The sequence below is a fragment of the Saprospiraceae bacterium genome, from assembly GCA_016713025.1.
Taxonomy (GTDB): domain Bacteria; phylum Bacteroidota; class Bacteroidia; order Chitinophagales; family Saprospiraceae; genus OLB9.
Window position 1 is genome coordinate 3,570,299 of sequence record JADJPZ010000004.1, and the last position, 20,887, is coordinate 3,591,185.

Annotated in this window: 16 protein-coding genes; 13 read left to right on the top strand and 3 right to left on the bottom strand. The window is 37.8% G+C overall.

Features of this window, described 5'->3' with window-relative positions:
• Nucleotides 1-179 precede the first annotated feature (179 nt).
• The 12 genes from IPK35_21565 (at nt 180) to IPK35_21620 (ending at nt 15,184) form a co-directional block, all read left to right on the top strand.
• Nucleotides 180-1,742 carry a PglZ domain-containing protein gene (locus tag IPK35_21565; protein ID MBK8055789.1) on the top strand — a complete coding sequence of 521 codons (1,563 nt, stop codon included), beginning with the start codon at nt 180-182 and terminating at the stop codon, nt 1,740-1,742.
• An 11-nt stretch (nt 1,743-1,753) separates the two neighbouring features.
• Entirely contained in the window at nt 1,754-2,548 is a 795-nt protein-coding gene (locus tag IPK35_21570; protein ID MBK8055790.1) for a serine acetyltransferase, read from the top strand.
• Nucleotides 2,549-2,564: 16 nt separating this feature from the next.
• Nucleotides 2,565-3,443, top strand: coding sequence for a cysteine synthase CysM (gene cysM, locus IPK35_21575; protein ID MBK8055791.1), 879 nt, complete (start codon nt 2,565-2,567; stop codon nt 3,441-3,443).
• 226 nt (nt 3,444-3,669) lie between these two features.
• Nucleotides 3,670-4,905: an SUMF1/EgtB/PvdO family nonheme iron enzyme gene (locus IPK35_21580; protein ID MBK8055792.1), complete on the top strand. Its 1,236-nt coding sequence runs from the start codon at nt 3,670-3,672 to the stop codon at nt 4,903-4,905.
• Between the two features lie 82 nt (nt 4,906-4,987).
• On the top strand, nt 4,988-5,575 hold the full coding sequence (locus tag IPK35_21585; GenBank protein MBK8055793.1) for a gliding motility protein GldL: 588 nt from the start codon (nt 4,988-4,990) through the stop codon (nt 5,573-5,575).
• A gap of 49 nt (nt 5,576-5,624) precedes the next feature.
• Nucleotides 5,625-7,175 carry a gliding motility protein GldM gene (gldM, locus tag IPK35_21590; GenBank protein ID MBK8055794.1) on the top strand — a complete coding sequence of 517 codons (1,551 nt, stop codon included), beginning with the start codon at nt 5,625-5,627 and terminating at the stop codon, nt 7,173-7,175.
• A gap of 20 nt (nt 7,176-7,195) precedes the next feature.
• The gene (gldN, locus tag IPK35_21595) at nt 7,196-8,011 is read left to right on the top strand and encodes a gliding motility protein GldN (GenBank protein ID MBK8055795.1); all 816 of its coding nucleotides are present in this window, start codon (nt 7,196-7,198) and stop codon (nt 8,009-8,011) included.
• A gap of 300 nt (nt 8,012-8,311) precedes the next feature.
• Nucleotides 8,312-9,847, top strand: coding sequence for a bifunctional phosphoribosylaminoimidazolecarboxamide formyltransferase/IMP cyclohydrolase (gene purH / locus IPK35_21600; GenBank protein MBK8055796.1), 1,536 nt, complete (start codon nt 8,312-8,314; stop codon nt 9,845-9,847).
• A 14-nt stretch (nt 9,848-9,861) separates the two neighbouring features.
• On the top strand, nt 9,862-10,593 hold the full coding sequence (locus tag IPK35_21605) for a type III pantothenate kinase (GenBank protein MBK8055797.1): 732 nt from the start codon (nt 9,862-9,864) through the stop codon (nt 10,591-10,593).
• Nucleotides 10,577-11,923 carry a hypothetical protein gene (locus IPK35_21610; GenBank protein ID MBK8055798.1) on the top strand — a complete coding sequence of 449 codons (1,347 nt, stop codon included), beginning with the start codon at nt 10,577-10,579 and terminating at the stop codon, nt 11,921-11,923. Before IPK35_21605 ends, IPK35_21610 begins: the two co-directional genes overlap by 17 nt.
• A 36-nt stretch (nt 11,924-11,959) precedes the next feature.
• Entirely contained in the window at nt 11,960-13,369 is a 1,410-nt protein-coding gene (locus IPK35_21615; GenBank protein MBK8055799.1) for a hypothetical protein, read from the top strand.
• A gap of 375 nt (nt 13,370-13,744) precedes the next feature.
• Complete coding sequence (locus IPK35_21620; GenBank protein MBK8055800.1) at nt 13,745-15,184, top strand: hypothetical protein; 1,440 nt, start codon at nt 13,745-13,747, stop codon at nt 15,182-15,184.
• Between the two features lie 238 nt (nt 15,185-15,422).
• Here IPK35_21620 and IPK35_21625 read toward each other — a convergent pair whose 3' ends face one another.
• The 3 genes from IPK35_21625 to dnaN form a co-directional block, all read right to left on the bottom strand.
• Nucleotides 15,423-17,741, bottom strand: coding sequence for a hypothetical protein (locus IPK35_21625; GenBank protein MBK8055801.1), 2,319 nt, complete (start codon nt 17,739-17,741; stop codon nt 15,423-15,425).
• A gap of 100 nt (nt 17,742-17,841) precedes the next feature.
• Nucleotides 17,842-18,423, bottom strand: coding sequence for a nicotinate-nucleotide adenylyltransferase (locus IPK35_21630; protein ID MBK8055802.1), 582 nt, complete (start codon nt 18,421-18,423; stop codon nt 17,842-17,844).
• Between the two features lie 7 nt (nt 18,424-18,430).
• On the bottom strand, nt 18,431-19,543 hold the full coding sequence (gene dnaN, locus IPK35_21635) for a DNA polymerase III subunit beta (protein ID MBK8055803.1): 1,113 nt from the start codon (nt 19,541-19,543) through the stop codon (nt 18,431-18,433).
• Nucleotides 19,544-20,389: 846 nt separating this feature from the next.
• Here dnaN and IPK35_21640 point away from each other — a divergent pair.
• Nucleotides 20,390-20,884 (top strand): c-type cytochrome, encoded by a 495-nt coding sequence (locus IPK35_21640; GenBank protein ID MBK8055804.1) that lies wholly within the window; start codon nt 20,390-20,392, stop codon nt 20,882-20,884.
• Nucleotides 20,885-20,887: the final 3 nt, after the last annotated feature.

Consider the following 20,887-nt stretch of genomic DNA (forward strand, 5'->3'; position numbering starts at 1 on the left):
TTTTTTAATAGACGGTAAAAACGTGATTGAATTGGGCGGGTCGTCTCAAGCGTAGCTTGACAAGCTCTTCAGAGCCTGCCAAGCTATGCTTGGGAATGAGGGTAGCGAGGAAGAAAATTTGAATTTGCGCGGTTTATTATACACACCAATGTTTACTAAATAAAATAATAAGATCAAGCATGAGTGATAAAATCAAAATACTTTGGGCAGACGATGAGATTGATATGTTGAAGCCCCAATTATTTTTTCTGGAGAAGAAAGGCTACGATGTTGTCACTGTGAGCAACGGTCACGATGCATTGGACGTACTGGATGAGGACGGAAATATAGACATCGTATTTTTGGATGAGAGTATGCCCGGATTGACTGGTCTGGAGACATTAGCACGCATTAAAGTCAAACTTCCCAGCATTCCTATCGTGATGATCACCAAAAATGAAGCTGAAAACATCATGGAAGAAGCGATAGGCTCGCAGATAGACGATTATCTCATCAAACCTGTCAACCCTAATCAAATATTATTGACACTAAAAAAGATCGTTGACAACAAACGTTTGATATCAGAAAAGACTGCAACTGACTATCAGCAAGAGTTCAGAAATATTGCAATGGAAATCAATAGTTCGCCGGACTACAATGAATGGGTGAATATATATAAAAAAATAATTTCCTGGGAGCTTCGTCTCGATGATAGTAATAATGCTCAGATGAAGGAGATACTCAATATGCAAAAAGAAGAGGCCAATAAAGAGTTTTTTAAGTATGTTTCGAAAAATTATATTCAATGGATAAAATCTGGTTCTGGACCCAAAAAATCACAGAATCTATTTAAAGATAAAGTTTTTCCATTGCTTTCTGGTGGCAAACCAGTCATATTTATACTTCTGGACAATCTCAGATATGACCAGTGGAAAATCATCGAGCCTATCATCACAGAATTGTATAAAATTGAAGAAGAAGACTACTTCTATTCTATTTTACCTACAGCAACTCAGTACAGCCGTAATGCTATTTTTTCAGGTTTACTTCCATCTGAAATTCAGAAACGTTTTCCTGAATATTGGTTGAATGACAATGAAGAAGGAGGCAAAAACCTAAAGGAGTCTGAACTGTTTACAGATCAGATAAAAAGAATCGTAAAAAAAGATATCAGATCAGAATACCAAAAAGTAACCAATGTATTGGGTGCAAAACAGGTACAGGACAATGCTCTTAATTTTATTAATAATGATCTGACTGCCATAGTATACAATTTTATAGATATGTTATCACATTCCCGTACAGAAATGGAAGTATTGAAAGAACTGGCAGGTGATGAAAAAGCCTACAGATCACTGACAAAATCATGGTTTGTAAATTCGCCCTTATGGTCAGTGATGCAAAAACTAGCTGATCGCGATGTACAGATTATCCTCACTACCGATCACGGTACTATAAGGGTAAAAAATGCCACAAAAGTGGTTGGTGACAGGGAGACAACTACCAATCTTAGATACAAAGTTGGAAAAAACCTCCAATATGACCGCAGAGATGTATTGGAAATAAAAAGTCCTTTAGATGCAGGCCTTCCAAGTCCCAACATGAGTAGCACATTTATTTTTGCAAAAGAAGATTTATTTTTCCTTTACCCTAATAATTATACCTATTACAATAATTTTTTCAAAGATACTTTCCAGCATGGCGGAATTTCACTTGAAGAGATGATTTGTCCGATTATCAGGCTTATTCCTAAAACCAAATAGCGAGAGATCAAATGTCTGATTTATTTTTTGAAAAATTACTGACTAGACACACTCAAACACCGGAAGTACCGTCTACCGAACTGATAAGTAGCTGGGCAAATGAATTATTGACAGTGTTGTTTCCGGAAGTCACAGAAAAAAGAATGGATTCTGTAGCAGAACTGAAAAATACTTTTGACAGACTACGCATTGATTTGGTATCCTTACTTTATCATACCAGATCCTGTGATCACAGGAGAGAACATGCCATAGCAGACGTCTTCTTTGAAACCATCGAAGAAGTTTATCATGATTTACTTCTTGATATTGATGCTTTTGTTCAGGGAGACCCTGCAGCTTTATCATCATTTGAAGTGATAAGAAGCTATCCGGGATTTTATGCCATTTATATATACAGGATTGCACACATACTTCACAAAGAAAGTGTTCCATTGGTACCTCGTATACTGAGCGAATACGCACATTCAAGGACAGGAAGTGATATCCATCCTGCAGCTGTTATAGGAAAATCATTTTTTATTGATCACGGGACCGGGGTGGTGATAGGTGAAACAACTCATATCGGCGATCATGTCAAAATATATCAGGGAGTAACCCTGGGAGCATTGAGCATTGATAAAAAAATGGCCGGAATAAAGCGCCATCCGACAGTACAGAATGATGTAATTATATATTCCGGTGCTACCATCCTTGGTGGAGACACCGTAGTTGGGAGCGGTAGTGTCATAGGTGGAAATGTTTGGATTACTTCTTCCATTCCACCCGGCACTAAAGTGTATCATCAGGCCGATAACAAGTGGATCTAAAATCAATCCTGACACCATGAAAACATACAAGATCAGCGAATTAGTTGGAAATACACCTTTGGTAGAAATCACAAGACTCAATCCAAATAAAAAAGTCAGAATTTTTGCAAAAATGGAAGGGCACAATCCCGGTGGAAGTGTCAAGGATAGAGCTGCATTGAATATGATCCAATCAGCTTTGGAACGTAGGGAGGTCCAAAAGGGTACAACTCTGATTGAAGCGACCAGTGGTAATACAGGTATTGCATTAGCTATGATCGCAGGCACGTACAATATTGCTATTGAATTGATAATGCCTTCCAATTCGACCAAAGAACGTATCCAAACTATGGAAGCTTTTGGGGCCAAAGTTATTTTGCTTGATACGATAGAAGCGTGCAGAGATTATGCTGATGAAAAATCTAAAGAAGAAGGTTACTTCATGCTTGATCAATTTTCAAATCGGGATAATTACATGGCTCATGTTAAATCTACCGGTCCTGAGATTTGGACTGACACTGATGGCACTATCACTCATTTTGTAAGCTCTATGGGTACGACAGGAACTATCATGGGTACATCCATGTTCCTGAAATCTCAAAATCCGAAAATTCAAATCATAGGATGTCAACCTACAGATGGATCATCTATTCCGGGTATTCGGAGGTGGACTCCTGATTACCTTCCCAAAATATTTGATAGTTCGAGGGTAGATTTTATTTATGATGTATCTGAATCAGAAGCAACCTTTATGGCAAAAAAACTAGCGGCTCAAGAAGGCATTTTTGTAGGTATGAGTTCCGGTGGGGCTGCAGCAGTCGCTCTTAAAATATCTAAAGAGTTGGAGCATGGTGTTGTCGTCTTTATATGTTGTGACAGAGGAGATAGATATCTCAGCAGTAATATATTTGCCTGAAACTTTACATATTTGATTAGATCATAAAAATCTGGTTTATATTTTCTCATTCGACACAATATTAGAATGTTTTTATCGTTATACAGACCAACGTGTCGATGGATGCGAAAGATAAAATGCCATAAATAGAAATTTATAATCATTTATTAAAAATTCCGAATTAGGCCGTTATCTTTGCAACATTTTTTTGGAAATCTGTTTTTCCTCTTTAAATCGCTATTAGAAAATGAAAAGTTTATCAAATCTTAATGTAGTATTTTTTCTGCTATTATTCCTTATTTCTTGCGGAAAAAAAGAGTCAGGTCAGTTAGTTGGAGTTCAGGACAGGCCAAAATGGGGTGGATTCAATCCCTTTGGTATGGTATATGTTCCTTCCGGCACCCTCACCATCGGCCAGAGTGATCAGGATGTCTTTTCCACATATAATCAAAGACAAAAAAATATTTCTATCACTGGCTTCTTTATGGATGACACCGAGATCACTAATAACGAATATCGGCAATTTGTGGAGTGGGTTAGAGATTCAATTGCTCATGAGATGATGGGTAACAAAACCACTGATGACTATGACAATGAAGTGATCGACTGGGAGGTTGAACTTGACTACAGTGATGAAACTCTGAACGATATGTTTTACCAGGGTGATATGGCGTTTGATGGTCAGAGGGAATTTAATAAAGAAGCACTTAAATACAAATATTCATGGCTGGATTGGCAAAAAGCCGCTCATGACAAAAAAGCTACCAGAAAATCATTGATTCAAAAAGCTGAAGTCACTGTCTGGCCCGATGAAATGTGCTGGATAAGAGATTTTACTTATTCTTATAACGAACCCCAGACCAGAAACTACTTTACACATCCGGCGTTTGATGATTATCCGGTAGTAGGAGTTACCTGGAAACAAGCTACAGCTTTTTGCAATTGGAGAACCAAGTTGTGGAATAAATTTAAAGGAGAAGACGAACCAAATACCGAAGAATTCAGATTGCCTTCTGAATCAGAGTGGGAATATGCTGCTCGAGGTGGTCACGAAATATCTCCTTATCCATGGGGAGGTCCTTACATCAGAAATGCAAAAGGATGTCTTCTTGCCAACTTCAAACCTGGAAGAGGTAATTATCCTGAAGATGGTGGATTGCATACTGTTAAAGCTGATGCATATTTCCCTAACGACTATGGATTGTATTGTATGGCAGGTAATGTGTCCGAATGGTGCAGAGATGCCTTCCACGAAAATGCCTACAGACATCAACATGACTTGAATCCTGATTACAGATATGATGCAAAAGATGATGATCCGGAAGCGTACAAAAGAAAAGTAATCAGAGGCGGATCATGGAAAGACATTTCCTATTACTGCCAGACCGGTACCAGAAGCTGGGAGTTTCAGGATACAACAAAATCATATATAGGATTCAGATGTGTCATTACATATCTTGGAAGATCCATCAATGATTTCTAATACATTTGGCTAAAGATTGGGCATACGTTTTTAGAATATGCCCTGAATGAATATTGATTAATTTATTTTAAAATTTTGAACAATGAGTTTTTTTAAGTCACCTACATTTAAATATGTAAAGAATTTGCTTATAGGCCTTGGCGCATCTGTCGTAATGATAGGAGCACTAGGAAAATTAAACAGTACTTCTTGGGGAGGTATGATGATCACTGCAGGTCTTATAGTAGAAGCAATTTTATTTGCTTTGCTCGGTATCCTTGGCCCAGAAAAAGATTATTACTGGGAAAAATTGTATCCGGGACTGGATGAATATTCATCTAACATCGCAGCACTTTCAGATGGTCCAGCAGCTTCAGGATCAAGCCATAAAGCACTCAACGCAGATGTTGTAGAAAATAAACTTGGAGGCATGCTTACAGAATTACAATCCATGTCCAAAAGTCTTGGCTCATTGAAAGCACTACAGGAAGTGGATTTTACACAAACCGGCGATCAACTTAAAGCTATGAATAACTTTTATTCAAGGATGAATGATGCCATGAATTCACTAAATGCAAGTGTAGAAGATACTAAACAGTATCAGGCGCAAATGTCAAGCCTGAGCAAAAACCTGACGTCACTCAATGCGGTTTACGGAAATATACTTTCAGCATACAATGTTAAAAACTAACATTAATATTGCTTGAATTGTAATTTTTTAATATTAAAAAGAATAAAAAATGTCAATACCTAAGGAACCGCGGCAGTTGATGATCAACGTGATGTACCTAGTTCTGACCGCGTTATTGGCACTGAATGTTTCCGCAGAAATATTTAATGCCTTTGAGATGGTAGATAAAGGCCTGGTCAAAGCAAATGATGCCCTAGATGCATCCAATAAGGATATACCTGCACAGATTAAAAAAAGTGCAGAAAAAGGCCAACAATTTAAAACATATGCTGATAGAGTAGATCAGGTCGCTTCTATTTCAAAAGAAGGATCAGACTATGTTAATGGTATCAAATCCTTTTTGGTGGAGAGTAGTGGAGGATATGAAGAATTTGAAGGAAAACAAGTACTCAAAGCCCAGCGTGATTATGATGTGACCACAAGACTTTTGGTTGATCAGGGAAAAGGAGAGGAATTGAAAAACAAAATGATGGAGATCAAGGATAAATTTCTGGCTTTAGTAGATAAAGAAGATCAGGCAGCTTTTGCCTCAAAAATACCAATTGCCATTGATGAAGAAACTTGGCAAAAATCTACCAATAAAAAGAAAAATTGGTCGGATTTTACTTTTGGTCACATGCCTCTTGGAGCGTGTATGCCCATTTTTAGTAAATTTACCAACGATATCAAAAGCTCAGAAGCCACAGTATTGAACTATCTGGCGAGCAAAGTTGGGCTGACAGAAGAAGTAGTTTTGGATCAGTTCAGAGTCGTGTCTTCTCCTAAAAAATCATATGTGATAAAGGGAGAAAAATTTGAAACCGAAGTTTTCCTTTCAGCTTCTGCAGGTAAAACAAGTAATACAGGTGTAAAAATATCTGTCAATGGCGCAAACTTGCCGGTAAATGAAGAGGGAGCTGCTAAATGGGCTACCACAGCAGGAGAAGTGGGAGTTAAAAAATACGAAGCAGTAGCCAACGTTTTTAATCCGGTAACTAAAGAAACAAAATCCTTCAGACAAACTTTCGAGTATGAAGTAGGAGAAAGGTCAGTGACTATTTCAGCAGCAAAAATGAATGTATTTTATCTGGGCGTTGATAATCCTGTAGAGGTTTCTGCAGCGGGCGTACCTTCAGCCCAGATCAAAGTATCCATGACTGGAGGGGAAATCAGCAGAAACGGTGACGGCACATACACAGTAAGACCTTCCGGAGCTCAGGGATCTCAGGCTGTGGTATCTGTTTCGGCGCCAGGGATGAGTGGTTCAAAAACTTTCAGGATAAAAAGAATACCAGATCCAAAACCACTCTTGGGAGGTAAAGAACAACCTATTAAGATCGGTAATGGGACATTTAAAGGATATAGTGCGTTGATACCAATTTTGGAAAATTTTGATTTTGAAGCTAAATGTAATCTTGGTGGTTTTACCTTAGTACGTGTACCAAAAAGATTAGACGCTGAGTTTGCGCCAAACCGAGGTGCAAGAATTGAAGGTCAGGCTGCTACATTGCAGAGTAAGGCAGTACCGGGTGACAGATTTATTTTTCAAGATATCAAGTGCAAATGCCCTGGTGATGCCGTCGACAGAAACCTTGGACAGTTGGTCTTTGACATTCAATAATTTTAAACACTATTTGTACAATGAAAACTCTAATAAATATCAAATCTGTACTAGCGGCATCATTATTCCTTTCAGGAAGTATGATGGTCGCTCAGACTCAGTTAGCAAAACCTGCACCTGTACCATCTGAAGTTAAGACAGAGTCATCTGTACCTTCTGAAGATATTTTTGTGGATGATATCATCCGCAAGCGTATTGTGGTTGAAAATAAAATCATGGACCTTCAGCCAGTCAGAGAAGCAGATATTGCATGGGAAAGAAGAATTCAAAGAGTCATAGATACCAGAGAGAAGCTCAACCTGCCTTTCAGAAGTCAAGAACTCAATCTATTCAAGGTTTTCCAGCAAATGGTATATGAAGGCAAAATTACAGCATTTACTGATGAGTTTTTTAAGCAGGTTCTCTCACCTGATGAGATAAAAGGTAAGATGTCCAAGCTTGATACACTTATTGATCTTAATCCTGATACTTATGAAGAGCAAATCAAGATTGTTAAAAATGATATCAACTGGGAAAAAATAGAACAGTACAGGGTTAAGGAAATCTGGTTTTTTGACAAACAACGATCTGTAATGGATGTGCGTATATTAGGTATTGCACCTCTATTTGCCAGTGATAAGGATAAGGAAAACGGTATACAGCCATATCCGTTATTTTGGGTCTATTTCCCGGAAGCCAGAGAGCCGATGTCAAAATTTAGAGTGTATAATGAAGAAAATGATATGGCACCTATGTCGTGGTCAGATTTGTTTGATGCACGCGTTTTTTCAAGTTATATCTATAAAAAATCAAACGTCCTGGATTTCAGATTAAAAGATTTTTACACCAGATCCTGAGGATACCAGTAATAGAGCAGGTATCGATATGCTGATGCAATCAGAAAAAATTAAAAACGAACTACTCAATATAGAGCATGATCTCTGGGAGTATTAATCTCATGAAATATATAAATGGGAAGTTGTCTTGGCAGCTTCCCATTTTTGTTTTAGGTAGTTACGTATTATGATAAAAAATAATTTATACTTAAAGTAAATTTGATTGCAAAAATTTAGAATTTTAATTGACACATTTTCAATGAATTAATATCAAATTTTTTCACAATCTAATTTCTTTTGACTATATTTAACTTAACTTAAATTTCAGCAGTGAAAAAACAAATAAAATCTGCCCTTATTTCGGTTTATTACAAAGATGGGCTTGAAGATATTATAAGACAACTGGACGCCCTGGGTGTGACTATCTATACTACAGGAGGTACCCAGACCTTTATTGAGTCATTAGGTGTTGGTGTGCAACGAGTAGAGGACTTGACTGGCTACCCATCTATCCTCGGTGGGAGAGTGAAAACATTGCACCCAAAGGTCTTCGGTGGTATATTGGCCATGCGAGAAGATGATCACATCTCTCAATTGAAGACTTATGATATTCCGGAGATAGATTTGGTTATAGTAGATCTCTATCCATTTGAAGAGACAGTTCTAAGAACATCTGAGGAGGCTACCATCATCGAAAAAATAGACATTGGCGGTATATCTCTCATCAGGGCTGCAGCAAAAAACTTTAAGGATGTAGTTGTCATCCCATCCAAGGATCAATATCCATACTTACTAAACATTCTAAAAGAACAAAACGGATTTAGTGAGTTGGGTCAACGAAAGTATTTATGTGCGGAAGCATTCAAAATTTCTTCGCATTATGATACTGCAATTTACAGCTACCTGGCGGATGACAGTCAGAAAGCAGCATCATTTAAGCATAGCATACTACAGCATGAGTCTTTAAGATATGGTGAAAATCCCCACCAGAAAGCCATGTTTTTTGGAGATTTTAGCAAAATGTTTGATAAACTAAGCGGCAAAGAACTTTCCTACAATAATCTGGTGGATATTGATGCAGCAGTAGCATTGATGAGTGAATTTCAGAATGATAAACCTACATTTGCCATTCTCAAACATACAAATGCCTGTGGTATAGCTACCAGAAACACGATATTTGATGCCTGGAGTGCTGCTTTGGAAGCCGATCCGGTATCTGCATTTGGTGGTATCCTTATTTCCAATCATATCATAGACTTAGCTGCGGCAACATCCATTGACAAGATATTTTATGAAGTCCTGATAGCACCTGATTTTACTGAAGAGGCTAAAACGCTGCTGACAGCAAAATCCAAACGTATTTTGTTACAGCAGAAGTCATATGGACTACAGCCAACAACATTCAAAACACTACTGAATGGTGTCATCTGTCAGGATAGTGATATGTCTACTGAAGATACGTCATCAATGGAAATCAAGACCGTAACAACTCCGTCCCCCTCTGAATTTCAGGATCTTGTTTTTGCACTTAAATGTGCCAAACACCTAAAATCCAATACCATCGTGCTTGCAAAAAATAGTCAGTTGCTTGGTATGGGCTGCGGACAGACTTCAAGGGTAGACTCTTGTAAACAAGCCATAGCCAAAGCATATCAATATGGCTTGGATCTTAATGGAGCAGTGATGGCATCTGATGCATTTTTTCCATTTCCTGACTGTGTCGAATTAGTAAGTAAAGAAGGTATCAGAGCTGTTGTTCAACCGGGAGGTTCTATTAAGGATCAGTTGAGCATCGATTATTGCAATGAAAACGGTATGTCGATGGTTTTTACAGGAATTCGTCATTTCAGACATTGATACCTCAGGATGCAATGCAATTAGTAGCAGATATAGGAAATACAAGACTTAAGCTGGCCATTTTTAAAGATAATGAGATAATATTTCATCAAGTTATAGAAAAAGAAGGTGCGCTCCAACTCTTAAATTCAACTTTGAAAACGCATCATGTATCTGCAGCCATTTTGTGCAATACTTCAGAAGTATCAAATGAGGTAGTCTCTGCATTAAGCGCACTTCCTATATTCATACATCTGGATCATAATACACCTGTCCCGATTAAGAATGAATATGCAGTTCCTGAATCGTTGGGAAAAGACAGATTAGCAGCAGCTGTCGGTGCCTGGAAGTTGATGCCTTCCAGATCAGTCCTGTTTTTTGATATGGGTACATGCATAACGATGAACTTTATAAATTCTGAAGGTAGGTTTTTAGGAGGTAATATAAGTCCGGGTATCAGAATGCGACTTAAGGCCATGCATTTTTTTACTGATCGCTTACCCTTAGTACCGATGGAGTTACCAGATGAGCTGCTTGCAAAAGAAACTGTTAAATCTATCCAAAATGGAGGAATAAAAGGAGCGTTGAGAGAAATTGACTCGTTTATAGAAGAAATAAGAACAGAATATGGCGAAATTGTGATAATTTTAACAGGCGGAGATGCAAATTTGTTTGTAAGTTACACAAAAAATAAGATATTTGTCGCCCCGTATCTTGTTCTGCAAGGTTTAAACGAAATATTAAATTATAATGTTAATAAGAATTAGTGTTTTTTTGGTCATCATTTTATGTGTCACCTCCCTTCCAGGATATGCACAAAAGAATGACAATAGTCCATATTCCAGATATGGTATAGGTGACCTGACAGACCCAAATTTAAATCATACCAGACAAATGGGAGGTTTGGGAGCATCTTTTATGGATGGATTTCACATCAACCCTGTGAATCCTGCAAGTTATGCATTTCTCAATTCCACCGCTTTTGATGTGGGTGTTTTTGCCAAAAGAACAGAATTAAAAGATAGTAAAGCAACAAATGCTTTTTGGAGTGGTAATCTGGAGTATTTATCTCTTGCTTTCCCACTTAGAAACCCTATCAATGAGATCTATGACAATGTAAAGAGAGATTATAAACTCGCAATGGCTTTTGTCTTAATGCAACACTCTTCTGTAGGTTATGACATCGCTGCTACAGATTCAACATTAGCAGGACAAAACTTTATCAGAAATTATCAGGGTACAGGTGGTTCATACAAAGCTATGTGGGGAAATGCTATAAGATACAAAAATCTGTCTTTGGGAGTGAATCTTGGGTATCTATTTGGAAAAATGAGATACGAAAACAGAGTACAATTTGACAATACAGAATATGCCTATTCGGATCTTTATGGCAATGACTACAATATGCGTGGTTTTCTGTGGAGTGCCGGCATGATGTATTCTGACATTTTAAATAAAAAAGCATTAGAAAGCAATAGAGCCATTGCTTTAAAAAGAATTTCACTTGGATTTCATGCCAATTCCGCAACATCATTCAATACAGATTATACTGTCAATCACATATTGTTACAACAGTTGCCCGGCAATATTTTTAATACAGATACTATAAGGTTGGAGGATTCTATTGCTGGAAAGGGTAAGCTACCTGCAGAATTTGGGATTGGAGCCACTTACTATTCAGGAGAAAAATTTTCGATAGGTTTCAATTACAATACAGCACTTTGGACCAATTACTTCAATGAAGCAAATGGCGATAAAAAAGGAGCCCTTAAAAACACTCAAAGAGTCAGTGTAGGTGGTCATTTCAGACCTGATTACAAGTCCTTCGACAATTTTTTTGAAAGGGTTTATTATAGATATGGTGTATATTATGCATCAGACCCAAGAGTGGTAAGGGGAACACAAATCGAAACATATGGTATAACTTTTGGCTTTGGCTTGCCTTTTGTTTTTCAGAGGAAAGTATCTCATATGAACCTTGGCTTTGATCTTGGCATGAGAGGCAACAACACTCCAATATCTGAAAAATTTGTTAAAATTTCCCTTGGTGTAACTTTTAACGACGATGAATGGTTTTTAAAACGAAAATATAATTAATTTCACAAAAACAATTAACTAAAACACCTGCTTATTATGAACAAACATTTATTTTCTCTGACCTTACTTGTAATTGTGGCTGTAAATATATCTTACAGTCAGTGTGAAACCTGGGTAGGAAAACCAACACAGACAGACGCAGAAAATGCACACTCTATTTATAGGCAAGCACTGAAAGCAAAAGATTACCCAACGGCTTTTGAAAACTGGCAAACGGCTTATAAACTTGCCCCTGCTGCTGATGGTAAACGAGATTATCACTATACAGACGGAGTGGTCTTGTATAAAGATCTTTTGACAAAAACGACTGAAGATAAAGTGAAAGCCGAATATCACAATAAAATTATTCAACTGTATGATCAGGCGATAGCATGTTATACCTCAAAAGCGATCACTACTAAAAACGCCACGGATGAAGAAATGAAGTGGAGGATAGGATATTTGTATGGTAGGAAAGCAGCAGATATGTTCTACATCATCAACGCTCCTTATGAAGACGTGCTTGTTGCATTAGATAAGACCATAGAGTATTCAGGTGACAAGACAGAGTACACCATCTTTGACCCTTATGCACGAATTGTTGTATATGAGTTTAAAGAAAAGAGATTTCCTAAGGAAAAAGCAGTTTCAATATATAAAAGAATGCAGGAAATAGCTGAATACAATATCTCCAACAATGAGAAATTGTCAGAAGGTTATCAGCAAGCAAAAGCAAATATGGAAGGTACTTTTTCTGAAATAGAAAAAGACATCTTTGATTGTGCATACTTCAAAGAGAAACTCATACCTGAATATGAAGAAAATAAAGAAGATGCTCAGACCTTAAAAAGAGTACTTGCAACTCTGAAATCACAGGGATGTGCCAATGATGACCATGATATCATAAGACTTGATGCTGAGTGGAAAAAATATGCCACCACAGAGAATGCAAGACTTCAGGCCGAGTTTGAAGCCAACAATCCTGCAGCCGGCGCAAAAGCTGCATATGATGCAGGAAGATATCAGGAGGCCATCACTAAGTATAGACAAGCCATCGAAAGCGCCACTGACAATGATACAAAAGCTACAATGATGTTTGCTGTGGCTTCAATCGAATTTAGAAAACTCAATCTATACAGTCAGGCAAGAAGTACGGCTTATTCAGCTGCAAAATTAAAATCAGGTTATGGAAGGCCTTATCTTCTGATAGGAGATATGTATGCTAAAACCGCAAGATCCTGTGGTGATGCCTTCAATCAAAGACTTTGTATACTAGCAGCAATGGATAAATATAATCAGGCGAAATCTGTTGAACCTTCGATTGCGGAAGAAGCAAACGATAAGTTATCTCACTTTTATGGGTCAGTTCCTGATAAATCAGAAGCATTCATGCGAGGATATTCAGAAGGTCAGTCTCTCAACTGTGGTTGTTGGATCGGAGAGTCAGTGAGACTCCGTGTCAAATAAATAGTTACTACAACAGCATAAAAAGGGTAGTTTGATTACAGACTACCCTTTTTTATTTTGTGGTTAGAATATGTTTAAATTTTTATGTTTGAGCAAAAGTGAGGAAATTTAATTTTGGACAATGCATATTTTGCAGTCGTTGCCGGTCAAGACGATTTTCTAAAAAAATGCCTTGATCGGGACAGAAGCATCACGATAGCTCAAGCGTAGCTTGACACTGTACGGCGAAAAATATAATACTGGCTAAAATATAATTTACCACTTGTAGCCAAATGATAGCAGTTTAAATGTACTCTTAATTGTTATGATTGCGACTTTCTTGTTTATGTGACATGCTATTAATATTTTTGTCTTAAATTAAAAAATGATAAAATTATGTCAAAGGAAATAATAAGATTTTTATCCGTGGTTTCTTTTATTTGGATCGGTTCATGTACGCCAAAAGTAACTGAAGTAAAACCTGCTGAAACTTCAGTGGTCACTCCTGTAAAAAAAGAACCCAAAGGCCCATGTATCACTTTTGATGATTTAGAGCCTCACGAGAAAGAGACGGCTGAAAATTCCTTTGTTCTTTATAAAGATTTTTTAAAAGCAAAAAACTATCAGGAAGCTATGCATTACTGGAAAATAGCCTACGCAATGGCACCTGGTTCCAACGGAAGGGCGAAAAACCACTTTGAGGATGGTGCGTCTTTATACAAACAGTTGCATGATAATACCAATGATATGTTTCAGAAACGAAAATATGTTGATACAATCATGTCTATTTATGACAAAAAGAAGCAATGCTTTGGAGATGAGGCGTATATCAATGGCATCAAGGCATTTGATTATTATTACAATTATCCTGGCTATGTGGATGATGAGGCCATTTACAATTTATTTAAATCCAATTTTGATATCAAAGGGAAAAATGCTGATTATTTTGTGGTAAATCCGTTTACAAAGTTACTTTTTGACAGAGTCGTGGAGGGCAAAGTTTCTCAGGATGAGGGTAGGAAATATGCTGATTTGATATTCAAAACTGTAGAAAATGGATTATCGACATGTAAAGGGAAAATATGCGAAGCATGGCATGTAATTGATGAATATGCACCTGCAAGATTAGAGGGATTGGAAGGATTGGATGGATTTTACGGATGTGAGTATTATACAAAAAAATATTATCCCATGTTTAAGGCCAATCCTGACAGTTGTGATGTCATCAACATGGTTTATGCCAGACTGCTGAGAGGTGGGTGTTTAGGTACAGATGCTAAAGTCACAGAACTCAAGCAGGTAAAAGCAACCAAATGTTATGTAGCACCACCTGCATTGAGTTGTGCCGCTCAAGGAAATGAAGATTACTCACAGGGAAAATATTCGAATGCTGTAGAATCATATCAAAAATGTATCGATCAGAGCAATGATAATGATACCAAAGCTAAATATATGCTTCTGATCGCAAAAATTTATTACAGAGATTTGAGAAATTTTGCAAAATCCCGAAAATTTGCTCTTGATGCTGCAAAGCTAAAGCCAGGTTGGGGAGAACCATATATGCTGATAGGCAATCTCTATGCATCCAGCGGACCTATGTGTGGTACCGGGAGAGGATGGGAGAGTCAGGTCGTCACCTGGCCGGCAATAGATATGTGGAATAAAGCAAAGAGTGTAGACCCTTCAGTCGCTCGGGAGGCCAGTGCACTGGTAAGCAGATATTGGCAATTTATGCCATCGAAGGAAGATATATTCTTCAGAAACCTTAAAGCCGGAAGTAGTTATTTTGTGCCTTGTTGGATTCAGGAAAGTACATCCATCAGAACATCTGATTGATAGCCTTTCGGTTGTCAAAGTCTTATCTGACTTTGATGGAACCTATGGTACAGTCTTTGACCGGTTGAAAAGAGATACTCTCCGGTCATGAGACCGGCAGATAACTGACCTAACGTCTAAGACTTTGGACAACAGCATTTTTCCTGATACTGAATAGACAATGGAATTCAAAACTACGCTTCCTGATTTTCAAGAATTTTGGTGTTCTTAAAATATTGAACCAAATAAAGGTAACCCACTACCGTACAATCAGAATTTTTGTCACATAGGCATCTGGTGATGCAGATATGTTTTCACTGGCGCTAAAGACAAGGTAAACTCCTGATGCGGCATTTACTCCATTGTAGTCTTTGCCATCCCAGATAGCCTGACCACCCAGTGCTTTTGTTTCATAGACCAATTTGCCGCTGATATCTGTGATTTTTACATTGGCATCTCTGACCAATCCTTTGATGGCTATAGGTCCTTGATAGTCCGGTCTGACAGGATTAGGATATGCATATACATCGTCAGTATGAGTACGTGACCAACCTGATGTTTGGGTTTTATAAGATTGGATGCCTGCTGGTGTGATGATAAACATTTCTCCGGTTGCCGGATTAAAACCAAGATCAGAAATTTTATTGTCTATCAGCGGACTGTTTTTTGTATCAAATTTCATTTGAGCTGTGATGCCATCAGGGGATTGGACAAAAATGCCATTTCTGGTACCAAGCCATTTTCTGTTGGCTCCATCCACCTCGATACTCAGGATATCTTCATCTCTGAGTAGAGGTGCCGGAATTCCTTCGACCACCACTTTTCTTGTATTGCCTTTACAGTTTTCACCAAAAGGGTCGCCGCAGTCAAATATTACAGGCCCCTGATCGGTACCGACCCATACACTTCCATCATGATCTACCATGATACTATTGACCTTGGAGCCTTTGATTTCACTGTTGGTTCTGCTGATAAACCGCATTTTGTCATCAGTAGGATCGGCAATCTTCGGGCCTTCATTATAGACCAGTACTCCACCTCCTACACCAGCTACTACGATCCATTTGTTGCCCGATTTATCTATGGCTATTTCAGCCAGAGACTTAGGGCCGGGCACCTGAAAACTATGCCATGTATCCTCTTTTGTTTTTACAACTAGGGGCTTTTCTGCCCCAAAGTTAGAGATCCACAAATGGCTGTTTTTGTCAAATGTTAGTCCGGCAATCCTGGTCCTGGCTTCATCACCGATGACTTTACCAAGGATGCTATTGTCTTTATTCCAGTGTTTTATCTGTTTTGTTTCTTCATTATAAAGCATGATACCATTAAAGTAGCTCCCCAGGTAAACTTCTGGTGCAGAAGGATGAGGAGCAAGAGAGAAAAGATGAAAAAACTCCTTATTAAAAATATCAGGTATCTCTTTATCTCCAAAATTTTGCCATTGATTGTCTTCCAAAGTGTAAAATCCGTACCTGTTAAATTTGTAGGTATAATCATCTGTTACACCTCCTGAACCAAAGTATGCTTTATTTTTTTTAAACCTTACGTGACTTGCCTCATTGCTAAATGGTACATGATACTGCAGTCTTTTGCATGATCCCGTGGTTTTGCCTTCGGTATAGCGGATAGGATCCCACATGTCGGCATACCATACCCGACCTTTTTCATCCTCTACAGCATATACTCCTCTATTGACACAATCCGGAGCCCTTTCGGATTTGATTTCATCCTGATTGATAAATATTGTTTTTGTATTAAAATTTTTTTCGACACCCACCATGATCTGTGTGCCATCATCGGAGATATATTTTATCACTTCTGATGCATCAGGAGGAGTATATACAACTTTAAATTTTCCATCTGATTCCGATTTGTACACCTTATTTTCGATCAGTGCATATAAGCTATTAAACTTGACCGCCAGTGATCTGACATCATATGACTGAGGCAAACCTTTATCGGGCGGTATTTGTTGCCAAATGCTAAAATCCGTAAGATTGGTACCTCTCCTTGTTACACTATAAAGACCTTCTTCTGTACCAGCATATACCATTCCATTGAAAATGGCTACCGACAAGACTTTGAGCTGTGTAAATGTGGTCGATGGGAATTCCAATTTTCTAAGATCTAATCCTAAAACTCCGAAATCTGTCGCAATAAATGCATCCCCGGTATCTGAAATGAAGATATCATTTATTGTTTTACTACCCAGGATGGAAGTATTGAGTTTTATAAATGGAAGATTGTATATTTCACTTTCACTTTTTATGACATCTATTGTATTGTCGACGTATACTATGATCAATTGTTTGTTGGCTTTGTCGTAATACAGCTGACTTACATTTACGTCTGTGATGCCATCTTCTTTAGATATAAATTTTACTGAAAGGTCATCTTTTGAAATTGTAAACATCCCTTTATCTGATGCATAGATGATGTTTTTGTCGCTTTGAGTGACTCTTTTACCTTCCCTATAGGAAAGATGAGACCTCCACTGGCCGATAGAAAGATTGGACTGAGCAAATGTGGAGACCGACCCAACTATCATCAAAAAAAGAAATAAAAAGCGGTAGGTCATAAAGTGGACGAGGTTTAGTTTAAATAGTTAAATCATAATGTAAAAATGATAAGTTTTATTGTCTATTTTTACTTAAGTATAAAGATTCTTAGCAAAAGTATTATGCTTTTCTATACATCTGAGAGTGTTGCAGATAGTCGAATACAGCATCCGGAACGAGATATCTGATAGATTTTTTGTTTTTTAAAGCATCTCTGATAAATGTGGCTGAAATATCCAGGAGTGGTGCTTCTACGACTTTAATATTTTCCAAATGGTTATATTTTGAAATATCCGAATCCGATCGTTTGTACACAAATATTTCATAATCACGGAGAAGTTTTTCGGCATTTTTCCATTTTTCGATACTTTCCAGACTATCTCCACCCATGATCAGAGCAAAGGTTTTGTCGGGATATTTTTCTTTTAGAAAAGCAAGGGTATCAATAGTATATGAAGGCGTCGGCAAAAAAAACTCTACATTGGAAGCTTTTATTTTGGTATTGTCTCCTATAGCAAGCTGCACTAAATGAAATCTGTCATTATCATTTGCCAGAGAAGTTTTGTTTTTCAATGGATTGTGCGGACTGACCACCATCCATATCTGGCTTAAGTCGGTATATTCTGCCAGATGGTTGGCTATGATCATGTGCCCAACATGTACTGGATTGAATGAACCAAAAAACAAGCCAACCTTCGTCATACACGGATTAGTTACCCATCATCACCGGCATCACCAGCATAAGAAGGTTTTCATCAGCTTCCTGATCGGTCGGTACGAGGATACCGGCACGGCTTGGGGTAGAAAGCAGCAACTTCACTTCATCGGTTTCAAGGACCATCAGCATCTCACTCAAAAACTTAGCATTGAAGCCAATGGTCATGGGATCGCCTGAGTAGTTGCAACTCAATTGTTCTGTGGCTTCATTGGAAAAATCAAGATCCTGAGCAGAAATGGTCATGCTCTTTTCAGTAAGGTTGAGCAGTACCTGATTGGTCGATTTATTGGCATAAATGGCGATCCTTTTGAGGGAATTCAGGAAATCTTTTCTATTGATGAAAGTTTCAAAAGGATTTTCCACAGGAATGACTGCATTGTACTCCGGATACTTGGCATCTATCAACCTGCATATGATTTTTGTACGGCCAAAGCTGAAGAAGATATTGGCCTTGTTGAAGCTGATTGTCACATCACATTCTTCAGAAAAGGCATTTTTGATCAGATTTAGTCCCTTTTTGGGCACTATCAGTGATCTTGCTATATCTGTTTTAAGGTTGCCAACTGTATATTTTACAAGTTTGTGGGCATCGGTGGCTACAAAGTGCATTTTTGTAAAATCAATCTGGATCAACACACCTGTCATAGCGAGTCTGAGCTCGTCATTACTAGTTGCAAAAACAGTATTTAGTATGCCTTTTTGTATTTTTTTTGAAGGCAAAGTGAGAGTCTCGACATCATCTTCCTCAGGAGGTGTAGGAAAGTCATCAGCCTGATCACCAGACAATTTATATACTCCAAATGCTGACAATATCTTCACACCTCTATTTTCGTCCACGGCGATAGTGATTGGTTGTTCCGGCAATGCTTTTAACGTTTCAAGCAGCATTTTGGCCGGTATGGCGATGATACCATCCTCATCAGATGTCACATCTACGTGAGTAACTATGGTGGTTTCAAGGTTGGTGGATGTGATGGTGAGCACATTGTCCTTTACATCAAACAAATAGTCTTCCATAATCGGAAGGACAGGATTTGGGTTGATGGCTCCGGATGCTATATTTAGTTGTTTTAATAAATCTGCTGATGATACTTCAAATCTCATTTTGTCCTCTTTTTAGTTTGCCGACATGACCATTATTCTGTATGTAACGTAGAAGAAAGGGAAATGTCTTCATTTTAGGCCACAAATATATGCATTATCTATAAAATACCATAATCATTTGAAACAGAATGTTTGGTTTTTATCTTTGAATGATCAGCAAAGCAAATAGCAGCCTAAAAACATTCACAACATCAATCTTACACTCGACCTGAATATAAATACCGCTTATAATTTTCAATAAGAAAAATCTTCTTTATAGACCCTAAGTTTTATAGGTCTATATAATTCAATGGTAATTGTTCAAATGTCCTGATTAAAAATACTTTATGACACACTTCGTGTTACCGCTTTGGGTATACATTAACTTCGTCCTTCATCAAAATCAACATGTTGTTTTAGTCATTCTTCGCAAACCAGTTTATCTAAGAGTTTAAATTTTGTTTTTGGATAATAAAATGAACTTATATTGAGAGAAAAAAGGCAAATTGTGCATTCCTCTGCGGCAGATGTGCAATTCGACCTGCCTGACTCCGAACTTAAATAAATTTTGCTTTAAAATTCGTCAGGCGGTCAAAAAATTTAACCAATTTTGCTGCCAAAACAAGACATTTTATCGCTAAAGGATAAATTTTAAACATACTCTAAAGTTTACCTAACCAAATCACACTATGTCCTGATCCTTTATCACCCGATCTGTCAATTCTATTTCATTTGGTTCGCACTCAGATTCCAAATCCATTCCGGAAATTGGTCAGAAGATAAAGAAACTTTCATTCTTTATGACTACAATCATAAATGATTTTATATGCAAATCCCACCTTTGTGCCAAAATAAAATCATTCAAAAATGCGAAACTTTAAAATTCTTTTGGCCTTTGTTGCATTTAGCTTTTTTATAGCTTGCGGTGGAGGCAATCAAAAAACAGAAACAACTTCTGAAACTCCTGCAGCATCTGCGACTGAAACTCCTGCAGCCGATGCCACAAGTTATGATCCCAAACGCGGAGAAGGAAAATTTGACGAAACCAACGTTAAGGTCGATGCCACATTAAATGCGACAATGGCAGCCGCAGGCGAAAAAGCAGCGGGAGTCAAATGTACATCATGCCACAAAATGACAGATGAAAGATTGGTAGGGCCAGGCTGGAAAGGAGTCACTCAAAGACAAACACCGTACTGGATTATGAACTTCATTACCAATCCTGATCCAATGATCGATAAGGATCCTGAACTTCAGGCTCAATTGGAACTTTGTCTCGTGCGTATGCCCAACCAAAGCCTTGCTGACGAAGAAGCCAGAAATATTCTGGAATTTATGCGTAAAAACGATGGTGTAAAATAATAA